Source organism: Haloarcula sp. 1CSR25-25 (assembly GCF_032027985.1).
Classification (GTDB): Archaea; Halobacteriota; Halobacteria; order Halobacteriales; family Haloarculaceae; genus Haloarcula.
The window spans coordinates 47,039-63,102 of the sequence record NZ_JAHYBW010000009.1; the positions used below are offsets into that span (position 1 = coordinate 47,039).

At 59.8% G+C, this 16,064-nt stretch carries 14 protein-coding genes and 3 pseudogenes; 7 read left to right on the forward strand and 10 right to left on the reverse strand.

Going from position 1 to position 16,064, the window contains the following annotated elements:
- Positions 1 to 99 precede the first annotated feature (99 nt).
- Positions 100 to 1,104, forward strand: coding sequence for an ester cyclase (locus KZ498_RS20330; protein ID WP_312621184.1), 1,005 nt, complete (start codon positions 100 to 102; stop codon positions 1,102 to 1,104).
- A 47-nt stretch (positions 1,105 to 1,151) separates the two neighbouring features.
- Here the strand turns inward: KZ498_RS20330 and KZ498_RS20335 are convergent, their stop codons facing one another.
- Entirely contained in the window at positions 1,152 to 2,591 is a 1,440-nt protein-coding gene (locus KZ498_RS20335) for an SLC13 family permease (protein WP_312621185.1), read from the reverse strand.
- Positions 2,592 to 3,438: 847 nt separating this feature from the next.
- Here KZ498_RS20335 and KZ498_RS20340 point away from each other — a divergent pair.
- Positions 3,439 to 3,918 (forward strand): ester cyclase, encoded by a 480-nt coding sequence (locus KZ498_RS20340; protein WP_312621186.1) that lies wholly within the window; start codon positions 3,439 to 3,441, stop codon positions 3,916 to 3,918.
- Positions 3,919 to 3,981: 63 nt separating this feature from the next.
- Here the strand turns inward: KZ498_RS20340 and KZ498_RS20345 are convergent, their stop codons facing one another.
- The 4 genes and pseudogenes from KZ498_RS20345 to KZ498_RS24770 form a co-directional block, all read right to left on the reverse strand.
- A complete protein-coding gene (locus tag KZ498_RS20345; protein WP_312621188.1) occupies positions 3,982 to 4,602 on the reverse strand; it encodes a zinc-binding dehydrogenase in 621 nt (206 codons plus the stop codon).
- 87 nt (positions 4,603 to 4,689) lie between these two features.
- Positions 4,690 to 5,085: pseudogene (locus KZ498_RS24765) on the reverse strand (alcohol dehydrogenase catalytic domain-containing protein); the annotation flags it as partial.
- Positions 5,086 to 5,143: 58 nt separating this feature from the next.
- Positions 5,144 to 5,770, reverse strand: a complete 627-nt coding sequence (locus KZ498_RS20355) for a trimeric intracellular cation channel family protein (protein WP_312621192.1) — start codon at positions 5,768 to 5,770, stop codon at positions 5,144 to 5,146.
- A gap of 102 nt (positions 5,771 to 5,872) precedes the next feature.
- Positions 5,873 to 6,177: pseudogene (locus KZ498_RS24770) on the reverse strand (hypothetical protein); the annotation flags it as partial.
- Positions 6,178 to 6,188: 11 nt separating this feature from the next.
- Here KZ498_RS24770 and KZ498_RS20360 point away from each other — a divergent pair.
- Positions 6,189 to 6,413, forward strand: a pseudogene (locus tag KZ498_RS20360) (AAA family ATPase); the annotation flags it as partial.
- Here KZ498_RS20360 and KZ498_RS20365 read toward each other — a convergent pair.
- From KZ498_RS20365 to KZ498_RS20375, 3 genes are read right to left on the reverse strand one after another with little or no spacing between them, the layout of a single operon-like run.
- Positions 6,410 to 6,886, reverse strand: coding sequence for a hypothetical protein (locus KZ498_RS20365; RefSeq protein ID WP_312621194.1), 477 nt, complete (start codon positions 6,884 to 6,886; stop codon positions 6,410 to 6,412). The pseudogene KZ498_RS20360 and the gene KZ498_RS20365 sit on opposite strands and share 4 nt — an antisense overlap.
- Positions 6,883 to 8,736 carry a DUF58 domain-containing protein gene (locus tag KZ498_RS20370; protein ID WP_312621195.1) on the reverse strand — a complete coding sequence of 618 codons (1,854 nt, stop codon included), beginning with the start codon at positions 8,734 to 8,736 and terminating at the stop codon, positions 6,883 to 6,885. The genes KZ498_RS20365 and KZ498_RS20370 overlap by 4 nt, the downstream gene beginning before the upstream one ends.
- Positions 8,733 to 9,584, reverse strand: coding sequence for a DUF4129 domain-containing protein (locus KZ498_RS20375; protein ID WP_312621196.1), 852 nt, complete (start codon positions 9,582 to 9,584; stop codon positions 8,733 to 8,735). The genes KZ498_RS20370 and KZ498_RS20375 overlap by 4 nt, the downstream gene beginning before the upstream one ends.
- A gap of 1,033 nt (positions 9,585 to 10,617) precedes the next feature.
- Here KZ498_RS20375 and KZ498_RS20380 point away from each other — a divergent pair.
- The 3 genes from KZ498_RS20380 to KZ498_RS20390 all read left to right on the forward strand — a co-directional run bounded on the left by KZ498_RS20380 (position 10,618) and on the right by KZ498_RS20390 (position 13,133).
- Positions 10,618 to 11,826 (forward strand): tyrosine-type recombinase/integrase, encoded by a 1,209-nt coding sequence (locus tag KZ498_RS20380; protein ID WP_312621197.1) that lies wholly within the window; start codon positions 10,618 to 10,620, stop codon positions 11,824 to 11,826.
- Between the two features lie 87 nt (positions 11,827 to 11,913).
- Entirely contained in the window at positions 11,914 to 12,759 is an 846-nt protein-coding gene (locus KZ498_RS20385) for a ParA family protein (protein ID WP_312621198.1), read from the forward strand.
- Entirely contained in the window at positions 12,756 to 13,133 is a 378-nt protein-coding gene (locus KZ498_RS20390; protein WP_312621199.1) for a hypothetical protein, read from the forward strand. Before KZ498_RS20385 ends, KZ498_RS20390 begins: the two co-directional genes overlap by 4 nt.
- A gap of 486 nt (positions 13,134 to 13,619) precedes the next feature.
- Here KZ498_RS20390 and KZ498_RS20395 read toward each other — a convergent pair whose 3' ends face one another.
- Both KZ498_RS20395 and KZ498_RS20400 read right to left on the reverse strand, forming a co-directional pair.
- Positions 13,620 to 14,690: an NAD(P)-binding protein gene (locus tag KZ498_RS20395; RefSeq protein WP_312621201.1), complete on the reverse strand. Its 1,071-nt coding sequence runs from the start codon at positions 14,688 to 14,690 to the stop codon at positions 13,620 to 13,622.
- A gap of 104 nt (positions 14,691 to 14,794) precedes the next feature.
- A complete protein-coding gene (locus KZ498_RS20400; RefSeq protein WP_312621203.1) occupies positions 14,795 to 15,199 on the reverse strand; it encodes a DUF4864 domain-containing protein in 405 nt (134 codons plus the stop codon).
- A gap of 136 nt (positions 15,200 to 15,335) precedes the next feature.
- Between KZ498_RS20400 and KZ498_RS20405 the strand changes: the two genes are divergently transcribed.
- On the forward strand, positions 15,336 to 15,896 hold the full coding sequence (locus tag KZ498_RS20405; protein WP_312621205.1) for a PAS domain-containing protein: 561 nt from the start codon (positions 15,336 to 15,338) through the stop codon (positions 15,894 to 15,896).
- Positions 15,897 to 16,064: the final 168 nt, after the last annotated feature.

Here is a 16,064-nt window from a genome sequence, read left to right on the forward strand (position 1 = left end):
GGTTCCGACCGATTTCGCCTCGGTCGTCTCCGAACAGGTATCCATTGAACCCCTGATCTTTATAACCTCCAAAGGAAAATCAACTGTTGATAGCAACCCATGACTACACATAGGTCTACGAATAAGAATCGTCTCCACGAGTTCTCCCATACTATCCGTGACACGACACCAGAAAGTGTCAGAGACGTCATTGCGGAGTACTACCACGAGGACGCCGAGTGGCATGGCCCGGCTCCGATAGACCGGCTTGAGGGACGAGCAGCGATCGAATCCGAATTCTGGGAGCCGCTGCTGACGGCGTTCCCGGACCTAGAAAAGAACGATTACATTCTGTTCGGCGGGGAGTTCGAAGGCGAGGAGTGGGTCTGTGCGACCGGGAACCTCGTCGGGACGTTCGAAAACGAGTGGCTGGAGGTCCCGCCGACGGGCCACGCGACATGGCTGCGTTACGGCGAGTTCCACCGGTTCGAGGACGGGAAAATCGCGGAGACGCGACTCCTGATCGACATCCTGGACGTGTTGCGTCAGGCGGGCTACCGGCTCTTCCCGTCGCTCGCTCCCGAAGTCGTGATTCCCGGCCCGACCACACAGGACGGCGTCCTGCTGGGCGACCAGGACGGGGCCGAATCTCAGCAAACGCTCCAGCTCGTTGAGGATATGATCTTCGATGGACTACACTCATACGAGGACGAAGAGGATCTGGAGAAATTGGGCATGGAGCGGTACTGGCACGAGGACTTCATGTGGTACGGCCCGGCCGGTACTGGGACAACCCGGGGCATCGACGGTTTCCAGGACTTCCACCAGGGCCCCTTCCTCGAAGCCTTCCCCGACCGTGAAGGTGCTAACCACGTCTCTCGGTTTGCCGAGGGCAAATACTGTGCGTCGACGGGATGGCCGAGTATCCACGCGACCCACACGGGCGACGGCTGGTTGGGGCTGCCAGCCACCGGCGAATCCGTCACGATGCGCGTGATGGACTTCTGGCGGCGCGAGGACGATCTGCTGGCCGAGAACTGGGTGTTCATCGACATGATCGACCTGTTGGACCAGATCGGCGTGGACGTCTTCGGGCGCATCCGGAACGACAGCCAGTACTTCTAACGCAGGAATCTGCGTTCAATCGCACAAAAACCACAAATCTCGGATTGTCAGAAGAGCCAGAACACCAGCAACTGGAGGGGCAGCAAAAGCGATATTGTCCCGAGAGAGAGGATCGTGGTGATCTTGACGAGCTCAAGCGGTTCGACGAGGTCGTAGTCAAGAATTACGACGAGTACAACCGACTGGTAGGGAAAGAAGATACTGCCGAGGGCCATCGCCTCGACCTGGACAACGGGTACCAACGGCAGGCCCGCCTCGGCGGCGAAGGAAACGAGGACTGTCGTGAGAATGCTTGCTGTCGCGACGCCTTCCACGAGGAACACCAGAACGAGTGTCACCCCGAACACGGCGAGTAGCGTGATCGAAAGGGGGGCGTTGGTCGGGACGAACGCGAGGAGCGACCGGGCGGCCACGTCGGAAACACCCGTCTCCGAAAGGGCTGCAGAGATGGCGAAGACCGCACCAACAAAAAAGATGATCGAGAAGTCGATATCGCGTATCACGTCAAACGAGATAGTCCCGATCCCCGGGGCTAGGAAGAGCGCGGCCACCACGAGCGCGCCGAATACTGGATGGAGACCGTGGAGGAAGTCGGTTGACCAGAGAGCCACGCCAACGAGCAAGAATGCGACGGTCCGGCGAACTTCCGCTGGGTCAGTTCCTACTGCTGGAGACTCAACTGTCACCTTCGAGTCCGGAGCCGGCCGATACAGAAGATAGATCACACCCATAATAAGCAAAATCCGGCCGAGACCCATGACCGGGAACATCGTGACGAGCCACCGGCTCCAGGTGATGGATATGCCGGCGGTCGATTCCAGAACACCAGCGATCACGACGTTCGGGAGAAACCCCGTCAGGATTCCGACCCCACCGTAGAAGGTCGCAAACAGCGGACCGAAGAGGATTCCAAGTCGCGCCGTTTTAGATTCGAAGATTTGTCCCGTTTTGATGAGGATTGGTGCCATGACCAGGACTCGGACCAGCGACGAAGGGACCATCAGCGCAAACACCAGACCCCCGAGACACAGGACAATCAACAACCGTCGGAAGACCCGAACGGTATCGACGCCAGCCTCAACTCCATCCCGCATCCCGCCGGGGGTATCGGTGGCGACCCACTGGCCGATACGGCGCTCAATGACAGTCGCAAGGTCGCCCCGGTTGATCCCTTCCCCTACGACCAGTCCGAACACGATTAGCCAGAGCACCGGCTTAGCGAACCCACTGAAGGCAAGTTCGGTGGAAGATGTCAAACCCACCAGCCCGATGCCTACCAGTCCGGTAAACCACGGTGGAACCGGGTTTCCGATCCATAAGATGATACAGAAGCCCGTGATTCCGAGAATCACTGCTTGGTCCATCTGGAACGGTGCAAGGAGGGCCGTAGCGACTCCGACACACACTGCGACCGGTACAGCAAGCCATGCGGGGTCAGCTAGTTGGAGCGAGACGTTGCAGTCCGTCACTTCGGTTGGAAGTTTCATTCATTTAGGTTCGAATCGTCCAGCCATCCAGTCGACTGCTGTCGCGGTCATACTGTCAGCTGTACTTCTGTATAGAATTTCGCGACCCGGGGTCGCAATCATCTCGAAACAGGTACAGTCAACAGCATCAGTGACCAGATATTCTAACCGGTTCCAGGGTCATGCAATCTGCCGTGGCGCTTTCGCACTAAATATACCAGACCGGAAGTTAAAAATCGACACTCCAAATATCAGGGGCTTTTAGATACTCAGGGCTGGCAATCTCCTTCACCTATCACGCGCTGCCGGTGAGGCTTAACCGAGTTCTTCCGACACTCGTATTCCTCATCAATATATTTACCGTAGTAATAATTATAAGAAAAACTATTACCGCAAATACGGGCTGGACCTCCGGGGCATCCGGTTACCGGGATACTTGGTCACGAGACCAGACCCAATGGTGGGACAACTGATTACGTCGTCGACGCATTCTACGAGGCAGTACTCCGGAATCAATACACCTATTTCGTTCACGAGGCTCGCATCCGGAACCAAGTGAACGTCGGGCTCGCCAAAGAAGATCTTACCGAGGCAATGCGCGTCTACGAGAAAGTTGCTAAAGAACTCAAAATAATTTGCGGTTCAAATTGATGGTCAAGTGTTGTGTTTTCACAGATTATATAATAAAATGTCTGATACATATCTAGTTGATCAAGTTTGATTGAGCGGTATCTTTATAAACGGCTACGTTGACAATTCGGATGCACTCGGAGCTACCAATGGTTAGAATGCCTACTGATGATATAGGACTAGCTGGTATGAGAGATAATAAACTCCACACCTCCGTATGGCCGGTGGGAGGGGCAGTATGACCGAAGACTGGCAGACAGCCGACGAGCTAGACGTTGAGCGGATGATCGAACAGAGTACTCACGAAATCTGGGACGAGAAACTGGTCGGCAAAATCTACGACTACTACGCCGACGATGTGCTCGTCCACGGAGCGGGCGGAGATATTCAAGGGTCAGAAGCCCTCGTCGAGGATACACTTACCCGACTGAACGCGTTTCCCGAGACTGAGATGAACATTGAAAAGGTCATCTGGGAAGGGAACCCCGAAGACGGCTACTACACCTCAATGGTTCGGACAATCACCGCCGAAAACACCGGACCGACCGAATACGGGCCTGCAACCGGGAAAACAATGGAGGACAACCTCGGGATTGCTAACTGTCTGATTCAGAAGGTCGACGGGGTCTGGAAGTACGTCGAGGAGTGGATTGTCTACGACAAGATTGGCTATATCCAAGCCTGCACGGACGACGACGATCCAATTCACGACTACTGAGTTAGGCGTCTAGTTGCGACTCCCGGCTATAGAGACGACGGGTTATACCCCTCGAGACAGTGGTTAGTCGAAGGTGACAACGCCCCGGACCCCAGCCCCTGCTGCCATCGTTTCGAAAGCGCTTGGGAGTTTTGAAAGGTCGTATCGGTGTGTAATCAGTGCATCGAGGTTGAGATGTCCGTCGGCGCACAGTCGGGCGTAGCGTGGGATGTCTTCGTGCGGGCGAAGCGAGCCGGCGACACTCCCAACGATGGTTTTCCCACCCGGAACCAGGTCGCGATTTGGATGGACGGAGAGGGAGTTTTCCGGATCCCCTCCGCCAACCATTACGACTGTTCCACCCTTCCTCGTCGCTGCGAGCGCTTGTTCCCCGGCCTGTTGGTTGCCCGAACATTCGAACGTGTAGTCAGCGCCACCGTGAGTCAGGTCGACGACGTGTTCAACCACATCGGCCGACCTCGGATCGACAGTGTGCGTGGCGCCGAGTTCCGCGGCCATTTCGAGTCTGTTTGTCGCCATGTCGACGGCAACAAGTGGTGACGCGCCGACTGTCACCCCGCCAAGCACCGCACTCATTCCGACCCCGCCACAGCCGAAGACGGCGACAGAACTGGCGGGTTCGACCGTGGCTGTCGATAGGACCGATCCAACGCCCGTCGAAGCACAACAGCCCAGTAGTGCCATTCTTTCGAACGGTATTTCGGACTGTATCGAGATCGCCGTCGTCGCCGGGACTACCGCACGCGTCGCGAACGACGACTGGGCGAAGAAGTGGTCGATTGGTTCGCCATCGATCGATAGGCGCCGAGTTCCGTCAATCAGCCGCCCGTCGTGGACGGGACCGTCGTTCTCACAGAGAAACGGTTTACCCCGATCACAGGCAGCACACGATCCGCAATGAGTGATGACCGTGAGGACGACACGGTCACCCGGCTCGACTGTGGTAACCCGTTCACCGACTGCCTCGACGACACCGGCACCTTCGTGACCGAGGATGACAGGGTATCTGACGTTACTTTCTCCCACGTAGCGGGCGTAATCAGTGTGGCATACGCCGGCCGCACATATTTTGACTCGGACTTCGTCGGCCTCCGGCGGAGCAAGGTCGACTCGCTCGACTGTCAGGTCACGCGGCCCGTGTAGCACGGCTGCATCGATGCTCGTCATGGGTTTACGTTCGGGCCGGTATACTTAGATGATGACGTCGGGAATGAATTATCAGTGCTCACAGAGACTGTACGCGGCTCATTTTCGGCAAATGCCAGCCGCGATGGATCGCGAGTAGACGCATCATGAGCGTCGTCGCGGCGCACCCGAACGCACCGCTCTGAGTAGTCGCTCCGATCCAAACGGAAAACCAGAATACTACGCCACCAGCGAGCGCGCACGTCGCATAGAAGTCCTCCACGAGCACGAAGGGGATCCGCCCGCGAACTAAGTCCGCCATTGACCCCCCTCCGACGCCCGTCACCATCGCGAGGATAGCGATTCCGAACGGCGAGACGCCGGCTGAGTGTCCCACAAGTGCACCCGTCGTGGCAAACGTCGCTAGCCCAACCGCATCAGAGCCCGTCACAAGCGGGTGGTTCACGAGATCTTCAACATACCAGACGCCGATGAGTGCGATACCGACTCCAAAGAGGGCGAGACTCATATCTGTTGACGACTGCAGTGAGTTCGGAACACGTTGGACGAGAAGATCTCGCAGAGTTCCGCCGCCCAACGCCGTAATAACTCCAAGAATGACCACCCCAAGGAGATCGAGATCAGCCTCTACTCCCTTTAGGGAGCCGACAATAGCGAAGGCGAGCAAACCGATGATATTCATCACTACAAACGGATCACCCAGCATACCTCGTATCAAGGCGGTGAAGTCGTATATAAATAACTAACGCCTCAGCTGCGCGTAGAGATTCGCATTGGGATTGCTTCCTGAACGCGGGGCCGACATCTGTTAGCTGCTGGCCTCAATAGATTCGTTTGTCGGGCAAGGAAGTCCTATCCTTAGATTGCGAACCCGACGATTTGGATACGTCGTTGGAGGTGTTCCCACTCGCGTGCTATCTCGCGGCGACGATTTTCTTCATCGGTATCAAGGGACTCGTCGGCGAGGGTCCCGCGAAGTTGGTTTGGTGATTCTCCATCGAATTCGGCCTCCTAGTCGCGGATCTGCGCTTTCACGTCTGCAAGGCGGTCCGTGAGTTCTTCGACGGTGTGGCCGCCGGCCCGGAGACGCATCGCCTCCTGCATTGCATGGCGGCATACCCGACGAGCGAAGCGTCGAAGTAGGCGTCTCTCCACGTGGCACCCAGCGCCTGTTCGAAGCGGTGCGGGCTAGAGCGGCCATCGAGGGCCGGGAGTTCGTCACCCCTGACGACATCAAACGGGTCGCACAACCGGTCCTGGCCCACCGACTCGTCCTGACGCCGGACGAACGCGCCGAACAGGTCCCCAAGCGCGACGTGCTGGATGGGGTATCCGTCCCGACGGTTTAAGTCATGCCGTAGATGGCCAGCACGGACCCGCCAAAGAGGAGGCCCGCAGTCAACGTGTCGACGGGCGGCACGGCGACCGCGGCGGTTACGACCGAGAGGACGCCGACGGTGGCAGCCCCGACGAGGGTTCCCCCAGCAACGCGGACGAGTTCCACGCTCCGCGTGTGAGCGTCGGCAGTCAGTCCGTGGTCGAGAGCGACGGCGTAGTGCCCGAAGTCCCACGCGAGTATCAGCGCCGCAGTCGCGATGAGTAGCGCGAGGCCGTCGTGACCAGGTGTCCCGGCAATGAGGACGGCGACCGCGAGAGTCACTGCACCGACAGTCACGACACGTCCGACCGACCGGACAACCCCAAGTGCCACCAGCACGACGCCGAGCAGTGCAATCGGTGCGCCGAGCGTCGTCACGACGGCGAGCGTCCCGCAAAGCGCGGCGACGACGGCCGCGATACCCACGAGGCGGACGGGAGTCACGCTGACCACTCCCCTCGGTGTCGTTCGATCGCGGCCGCGAGCGACTCGTCGTGTCGCCAGTCCACGACCGGGATGCCATGCCGTCGAAGCGTTGAGCTGCGGAACAGGCGCCGCGCGGCACCGACGGTTCCGGCCGCTGTCGGAGGGATTCCCGGCTCTGGGCTGAGGACCGTCACCGCGTGCCCGTACGCGGATAGGTACTGCACCATGCGGACCACCTCGTCGTCGGTCAGCGGCGAGCAACAGACCACCTGCGCCGCGTTAGGCAGTTCGCGCTGGAGCCAGCGGAACGTCGGCTTGACCAAGAAACCAGTTGTCGTAGGTGTTGGTCCCAGGGCGTCGTTCGCGGCGAGTATCGTCTCCAGTCGACTGCGGTGGCCCTGGCCGCCGCTGGGCGGGACGTACAGCCGGTCGGCCGAGAGCGTGGCCAGTCCGACCCGGTCGTCGGCGTCGAGCCGGGCGTCCACGACGCCGCGTGCGGCCAGGACCGACCGGTCGACGGTCGTATCCAGATCTGGGTCGGTCGGGGCGTGGTAGGCTTCGGGGCGGACGTCGACGAGCGCGACAACCGTCGCGGCCCGCTCCTCCTGAAACTCCAGCGTCGATAGCTCGCGGGTGCTCGCATAGCGGTTCCAGTCGACACGCGAAAGCGGGTCGCCCGGTCGGTAGTCACGCGTGGCGTAGAACGCTATACCGTCGCCGCCTTCGTCGGCCGCGATACGGCCGCGGTGCTGTGTCGTCCGCGACCGGACCGGAACGTCGAGGTCGGTCGAGGGAAGCGAGACAGATAGTGTCCGGTCGCCGGTGACGGCCGGCTCGGTCACCCGTGCGCTCGCCCCTGGGGCGTCACCGAAGACCGCGTGTGGCGCGTCGAACCGGTGATCGCCCCGCGTCGCGCGGACCGTATACTCGACGGCCGCCGTTGCGTCCGGGCGGAGCGCTGTCGCCAACTGCGGCGAGCCGCCGGTGACCGCCAGCGTGTCCGGGACGCCGTCGGCCACGCGGCAGTCTAGCAGCGTCCGGTCGCCATCGTTTCGAATCCACAGCCGTACGGTTACCTCATCGCCGTGTGTCGGCGTCTCGGCGTCGATTGAACGCGTGACTGACAGGTCGGGCTCGGGAGGACGGGCCCCAGCGACGACCGCCAGCGCGACCACGGCGACGGCGCCGGCCAGTACCAGCCCGGGCCGTCGGGCGACGATGCCGACACCGACAAATGCTAGCGGAATTGCCCGGAAGCCAGTCCAGCGGCCCGTCTCGATGACGCCCGTCGGCGTCGGTGACCGCGACGCCACGGGCGCCTCGTCGGAGACGGACAGCCCCAATATACCGCGGAGGGCCGTCCCCGCGCGGTCGAGGCGGTATCCGAGTCTGGTGGTGCCGTCGAGTCCCGCTCGGAGTCGATCGCGGAGTTGTCTGGACCGGCCCGGGTCGCTGACGAACGCCGCGGCCGCGACGGGGTCGTCCGTCCAGGAGCCCGAATCGATGGCCGTCTCGGCGGTGGCACTGTCCTGGCCGTCCCTGATCAGCGCCTGTTCGAGGAGTGAGCGCGTCTCGTCTGCGAGGCGGCGGTACTGCACGAACCGCGTGGAGCCGGTTTCAGACCCGTCGGTGTCGACGTCTGGCGCGGCGATGTCCCGGCCCGAAGTATCGTCGAGAACGGCGACAGTCGTGGCCCGTCGCACTCGGCGGTAGACGCTGTACAGCGCGAGGCCGACACCGATGATGCCGATGAAGATGACGAACCCCGGGCGGGCCGAGGCACCGAAGCTACCCACGGTGACACGCAGGCCGCCGGCGACGACGGTGAGTGTCCCCAGCGCGAGCGCGAGGCGTCGGCGGTGGCTCACGACTCGCTCCCGTGCGTTCGCTCAATGTTGCGAAGCGCCTGTTCGGCCCGGCGCTCTCGTTCGTCGGTCGGTTCGCTGTCACCGTACCGCACCGCCTCGAAGAGGTCGGTCAGCGTCGCCACGTCGTCCGGTTCCATTCCAGCCTGCTCGGCAACCGCAGCGAACTCACCGGGGGTGCTGGACTCCGGGTTCGGCACGTCCAGTACCTCGGTCATCTCGCGCCACGCCCGGTAGACCGCGTTCTCCGAGGGGGCATCCACGGCGAGATGGTCGGCGGCGCGACCCGCTGCAACTCCAAGTTCCGCCCGGCTGACTGCCGCGTCACCCGCATCGTCGTCCGAATCGTCGTCTGTAGTCGGCCATGTTTCGGTGCCAGTCCCTCGAAGGTAGACCACTCCGGCAACTGCTACGACCACAAACGACCCGACAGCCCCGAGGGCCCACAGTGATTCGGAGGACAGCGGGGTCGACGTGACGCTGTCGACTGCAGAGCCGTTGGCCCCGCCGATGGATATTGACTCCACGACCCCCGAGCGCCGCACGCCCACGACGGCGGCTGCGATGGTCAGTCCCACGGTCGTCAGCGTTGCGACCACGGCGTCGTCGCGGCCGTACTGCCTGAGTGCGTACCCGAGGGCGATGAGAGTGAGCACGGCGATGGTAGCGAAAATGACATGTCCGCTGTCGGTTGATTGCTGTGTCTGAGTTCCCACTTCGGGCCGTTGCTGGTCGGTGCTGACACCGCTGCTGTCAGTTCCGTCGGGGGTGGTCTCGAGCGCCGGCGCGCCGGCAACGAGTGCGAGTACCGTCACCACTGTCACGAGCGCGAGTGGCAGCCGACCCGACATAGTGTCGGGTTCGTACGCGAGACGGTTAAAATCCCGTTACGCGGCCCGTGTTGTCGTCCGCTACGTTATCGTCGCCGTCCTACCGGTATCGCTGCCGGACGTTCGAAATCCCCAGCGGACTATCCGAGCGTAGTTCCGCACAACAGAGTATGAGACTGTGGCGATTGGTTCCAGCGCCCATCTGAACTAGGACGAACGGCGGATGGTTGAATTCGACCGGTGGTGGTTCGTTTGGAGCGATGCGCCAACGAGCGAAACGCTATACAGCAGCACCTCGGACACCCGCTCAACCGCTGTCAGTAACCGAGTGATCGCTACAGGACGTGTATCGGTATCAGTTCCACACACGATGTCACCGACTTGAATCGCTCTGTATAGAATCGAGCCCGCAAATTCGAGGAGGAACGTTGCCACCAAATTTAATATCTGATGAATCCACTGACAAGACAGAATGAGGCTCCTCCCTGCGCTCAAATGGGCCGGTCAAGTTCTGGTTTTTCAACTCCTTTTGGCGTTCTTCCAATTCAGTCCAGCTCGCTGGAGGTTCGACGAGCCCTCCTTAGACATGATTATCGCGTATATTATACTCTCGACTCTCGCCGCGGGTCTGCTTCTGCTACGGACCGTTGACGAGACACTGACGAACAGCCACGGGTAGAACAACGTCCCATCATTGAGTGGGTGGAGAGTAGTCCGATTTCTTAGTACGCATCCAGATTGAACAGTTATTTGAGCCAAGATTCCCCCTGAATCTCATTTCGTATGCATTGAGACTGCCAGTCTCAGCTATTGGTCCTCGAGAGTTTGATATAGCGATATATGATTTATCCGCGCTGACGCCTGTTTCCCAGTAAGTTGTCTTGTTGTGGGTTTCCGAATGAGAAAACAACACAAGACAAGCTATTAGTAATGCGATGGAAATACGCTACACACGGAATTCCCGTGATTCAGATGCATCAACAAATACAGTCTGTCGGTTACTGCCGTCAATTCGAGCAAAATCAATACGATGACTGAAATCCGCTACTCAACAATGGACCTCACGGACTGCGAGGCGTTCTATCGTGAAACCATTGTACCGGAGATGGAGGATGATGACCTAAACCCAGCCTCCGAAACACCAACATACGCGTGGTTGAACGGCCAGTTCCCGGGGTTCGTCAAACACCTTCAGCGCCGTCTTGACCTATCTCCGGGGCAGTTCTACGACGAGATCGGGGTACCGGAAGCCGGGGGATCGGCGAGTCCCTTCGATTTCCTCGCTGACGACACACAGCGGGCAATCGAAGACTACCTCGCTGAGCTGGATACCCGTCGTGGGCGTGCTGACGCGACAATCGACACACGGCGGTCGATTCTGCGGCGCTACGCGAAAGTATATACCAATATCCACGATACGAAAGACCTGCTCGCAGCGCTGGGAAACCCCGATGAACGCGTAGCGGAGATGGATCGGGTCGCTGCGACGTTCGACGCATTGGATCAACTGAACGAGGCGCTGACGACGCTTGCGTCACGGAGAAAGTACGTCCAGGACACGCGGCAGTTCTACAAGCATCTGGTGATGTTCGGAGACGCTGCATACAACCCGCTGGCCGACCTTGAAATCAGGTTCGGGTGGGATGAGACGCCGTCCTGGGACAACAAAGCACTCGATAGAAGTGCCGTCAAGCGCCTCTATGCGGCGGCGACTGACCTGCGGGACCGTCTTATCGTGGTCGCCTGCTGTGGTTGGGGGCTTCGGCCGAGTGAAGTTGCATCGCTTCATATCCGGCAACTCCATCTCGAACCGGATGATGATTCACACCCGTACATAGAGTTCGGCGACGGCGAGCGGAAGAACGGTCCCGGGACCGTGGCCCTGCTAGCGGGCTTGGAGACGACAGAAGCCCGTCTCGAGGCGCTTTCTCACCATGACTGGAACGGCTATCTCTTCCCCTCTCAGGCCGCTGCTGGCCATCTGAGTGCCGAATCGGTTCGCCGTCGGTTCAAATCTGTGGCCGAAACCGCGGATGTCACCGTCGATGACGCCGTGCCAACGCCGAAGACAGGGCGCCGGTTCTGGTATACGACGTATGGCGCAGCTGTCAGGCGGGTCGCCGAACGATTCGAAGACGTTGCAGCAGAGCAGGGCTCGGCGTCTGCACAAGTCGTTCTCGACAACTATCTCTCAGAATCCGAAGCCCGCTCTCACCGCCGGGCGGAGATGCGCGAGACGCTCGTTGGACTGTTTGCCGAGTAACCCTGTCTCTCTCGAAAAATTGTGGCTATACTATATAGCTATACCGTCTGACTAATCTTTATATCTGTGAAGTGTATCCGGTACGGTATGCTGACCTATACCGTGTACAGCGAGGCCGGCGGTGTCGGCAAGACGACGATGGCGGCGAACCTCGCCGTTGCCGACGCCCGTGCTGGTCACGACGTACTGGCTATCGATATGGACCCACAGGAGGGAAGCCTATCGTTCTTGTTTGACGTCGCTGACCACCGAACGGACTCAGAGGCCGATAGCTTGGTTCGACACCTCGTCGAACGGCCACGCGGGCCCTTCGCCGACCTCATCGAGACGTCCGAAGGCGTCGATATCCTCCCTGCACACAACTCTCTGGAAGTGCTCTCGAAGCACCTGCGGCGCCGTGAGGAGGAAGCAGCGGACTTCGGTGAGAACTGGAACCCGAACGTACAGCTCCTTCGGGTGCTGAAAGAGGCGGGCGTTCCGACTGAGTACGACACTGTCATCATCGACCCGCCGGCGACCGCGGACGTGAAACTGTACAACGCATTGCACGCGACGCGGAACCTCGTCATCCCGTTCGAACCGAGCGGGAAGGGCCAACAGTCCGTCGAGGGACTGGCAGACCTCGTTACCGGCCTCGAGGAGACGCTGGATATCAATGTCGGCGTATTGGCTGCGGTACCGAACCGGTTCAAAGGGACAAACGATCAAGAAGAGATGCTCAAACGGCTTCAGGCGGAGTCGTACGACATTCCGGTAGTGTTCCGTGAGCGAACGTCGTTGCTTGAGGGGTGCTGGCGCAAACAGTGTTCCGCGTTCAAATACATCGAAGAGCACCGGAGTCGGGAACGTGACTACGAACTCGAAACGCTGGAGCAGTTCGAAGATTTGGCCACGAATCTCCGCCGGACTCGCGAACAGGAGGCTACAGCATGAAATCCGGCTCCGGCGACGATCCGTTTGCAGAGACCGACACAGAGCCAGACCCGAACGACCAGAAGGATGAGGCCATCGATGTCGAGACCGAACGCACTGCTGAAGAACGCACAACCCAACCTGACATTCCGTACAAATTCCGCCGTGACTCTGTCAAGCAGGACCGCAAGCAACGCCCGATTTTCATTCGGCCCGAGGTTGAGGAACGGGAATCAACGTTCCTTCGTAATCTAGAGGACGACGTCGGTGAGGACGTCTACAAGACCGACGCGCTGGAAGCCGCTCTCGTCGTTGCCATGGACAACCCAGACCTGGTCGCTGAGAAGCTTCGCGAGTGGGGATACGACTGGGAACAGTCTACAACTCCCCGCTAAGCCTCTTTACCGGTACACCCTGCTCACGTCTGGGTATCTCTCCGCGATCTGTTCGCGATTTCATCCTGTTGGCCGGGCTCTTGGGTCCGCTACGGGTCTCGAAGAACTGGGGTTAGTAGCTGTGCAAATCGACTACCTCTCTTGACTGGTTTGTCTGACTGCCTATGCGAACTATACGGTCTAACTAACCTGCTTAGCTATACTGAATAACTATACCGTATGCTTACTTTAGATGGGTATACCGAATAGTCGGTCCTGATAGCTTGGAAGCTCAGTTACTCAATCTCGATGGACAACCAGACGACTGCAGGCAATGTATCGGGCGCCTGTTGACTGTTCGTGTCTCTATCGAAGACAGTAGCGGACGAACCAGTGGCGACACGTTGGTCCCCACCATGGTGCTGTTCGGCAATCTCTCAAAACCGGAACTGGCGGTTCCCGTACTAGGTATGCCTCCGTCCAGAAAGACAAACTCGAATAGGGCCGCTAAATAAATTTCCGGACAGCGCTCACGATGTCTCCCGGCTGCTGCGGTTCGAAGCTCTCCTGATACTCGATGTCTGACTTTGCCAGACTCGCTATCCCCTCCAATCCAATGCTGGCATGGATAGGGGATGCCGCTCCGGTGACAACTTTCGTCCAGAAGTTCTGACAGACCAATCTGCGTTTATACGACTCCTGCTGAACGAACGCTCTCACAGCGGTCCGGCCGGACTGTGCTGCATGCACCATTCCAAAGCCCGTCAGTCGGTTCGCCAACCCGATGGCATCGCCCGCGATATGTACCGTACAGTCGTTTAATTCGTACGTACAGTGCGAGAGGCTTCGCAATCCGTTCGAGACGTCGGTTCCGCTGTAGAGTGTCTCACGTGCCGGAGGCTCAATATCCAGTTCCGTCAGCAACCTTCGCATATCCGCGTAGAGTTTCTCGGGTGATTTCTGCTCCCTGCAGCCGAGTCCGACAGTCGCCTCCGCCGGGGACTGGGGGACGATCCACAGGAAGTAGTTCTCGTAGGCCAGGGCCCTCGGTTCCGGGTACAGGTGAGAGAAGTCGGCCTCTATCCGCCCGCTCAGCGTCGGGCACGCCACGTCATACGATAGGTCGGTAAACCGGCGTGAAATCGGGAACTGCCCGGTGGCATCCACGAGGAGGTCCGACTCCTCAGCTAGTCTCCGGAACTCCCCCTGGTCGACCGTCGCGTCCTCGACGATTTCTGTCCGTTCGAGCGTCCCCACCCAGTGTTTCTCTAACTCCCCTCTGTTCAGTATCACGCCGTCGGGAACGTTTATCGCGGTCTTTCCATCGTGTCCGACAAAGATACCAGTAGTCGCTTCCCGAACGTATCCAGGAACGTCTCGTTCCAGGGGCAACTGGGAGTAGTCCCAGACCATCTCCCCCCAGGCACCTCTCCGCTCGCCGCTGTATGAGCCCTTATCGAAGAGTCGAACGTCGGCAGTGACCTCTTCGGCCAGTTGCGCTGCTGCTAACCCGGCGAACCCCCCTCCAACGATAGCAATCCTCATATGGACTCCTCTGGCGGTAACTATTTCAAACATACTTTGTTGTCCCCAACCACCATCGCGTAGTCCCCGAGGACGTCAGTCGCCTATCGAGGGCGGCTCATACCGTGTGGAGTGCTGACTCCGAGCCGTTGGATCGTTCAGACCAGGAGAACACGGTCGGTTTGCCAGCACCCCCGGAACTCGCCAACGGACTGGACCGACAGACCGAACTCGTACGTGGCCGTCCGCCCGTCCGGTCCTGTGACCGTCACCCGTTGTTCAGCGTAGTTCTCGTCTCGCTCGACAGGGCCTCGCACAGCCTCCTCGAAGTCAACCAACGGGCGGTATTGGGGCGACTGAACCATGGCTACGAACCGGTCGAGGGGGCCGGTTGAGCGACGATTCGCCGGGGAGGCGAAATTGTACGCCGTCATGATGCCCGCGTTCTCGTAGGGGTCGTCGTTCGCTTGCAGTGCAGTGAGCTGACGGGTAATAGCCTCGTTCGGGCCGTCCGTCTCGCTTGGCGTCGGGAGGTCGGCCACCGGGTACTCGCGTTCGGACATTTGTATTGAGACCTCACCACCGCGCACGCGTAATAGGGCGTTCTCTGAGTATGAATATCCCGGCTGAACACCGCCCGCAAGACCGGACACCGACGGGAGTTTGTGTTGCCGGCGACTACGACTGCCGACTGCGAGCATGGCCACGCTCAGGGACGCTCTCATCGAACTCATGCTGCTTGACGAAGAGGGGTTTCGCCGACGGCTCCCGGACCTCGCCAGAACACATCAGCTCCGGAGTGTCGACCCGCAACCAGCCGAGGAGTCGCCTGCGGACGTTCTTCGGGATATCGATGGGGTCGAGCCCGCCTCTCTGACTCAGTTTGAGCGGGGATATGTAGCCAGGATGGCGCGGCTCGGGACGATGCCCCTGGGCCTGACGCTCACCGGCCCGGCGTACCAGGACAACCCGCTCCGATATGCGACGCGGACGTTCCGAGAGATGACGGGGTACTCGCTGTCGGCGCTTCGTGGCGAGAACCTCAGGCTCCTGCAAGGACCGGCAACCGATTCCGATGCGATCGCGACGCTACGGGAAGGTATCGATATCTGGGAGCAGCGGACCGTCGAACTGTGGAACTACCGAGCGGACGGCACACGCTTCAGAAACAGAGTGACGATAGTGCCACTCACCGGCGCGGACGGCTCCAGCACGAACTGGCTCGGTGTGCAGAGCGCTATCACCACGGCAGATGACTGAACGGCGGTGACTCCTGTCGGGGCGGAACCGCAAACAGGACTGCCCGACAGATGTCTCATATCCTCCGATATACGGGAGCCGACTGGTTCCGGGGAATCTGGCTGCGTGTCCTGTGGCGATCCCTCGAACTCCACTCCTGTCTGTGCTGGCAGTGGTACCCGTGACGTT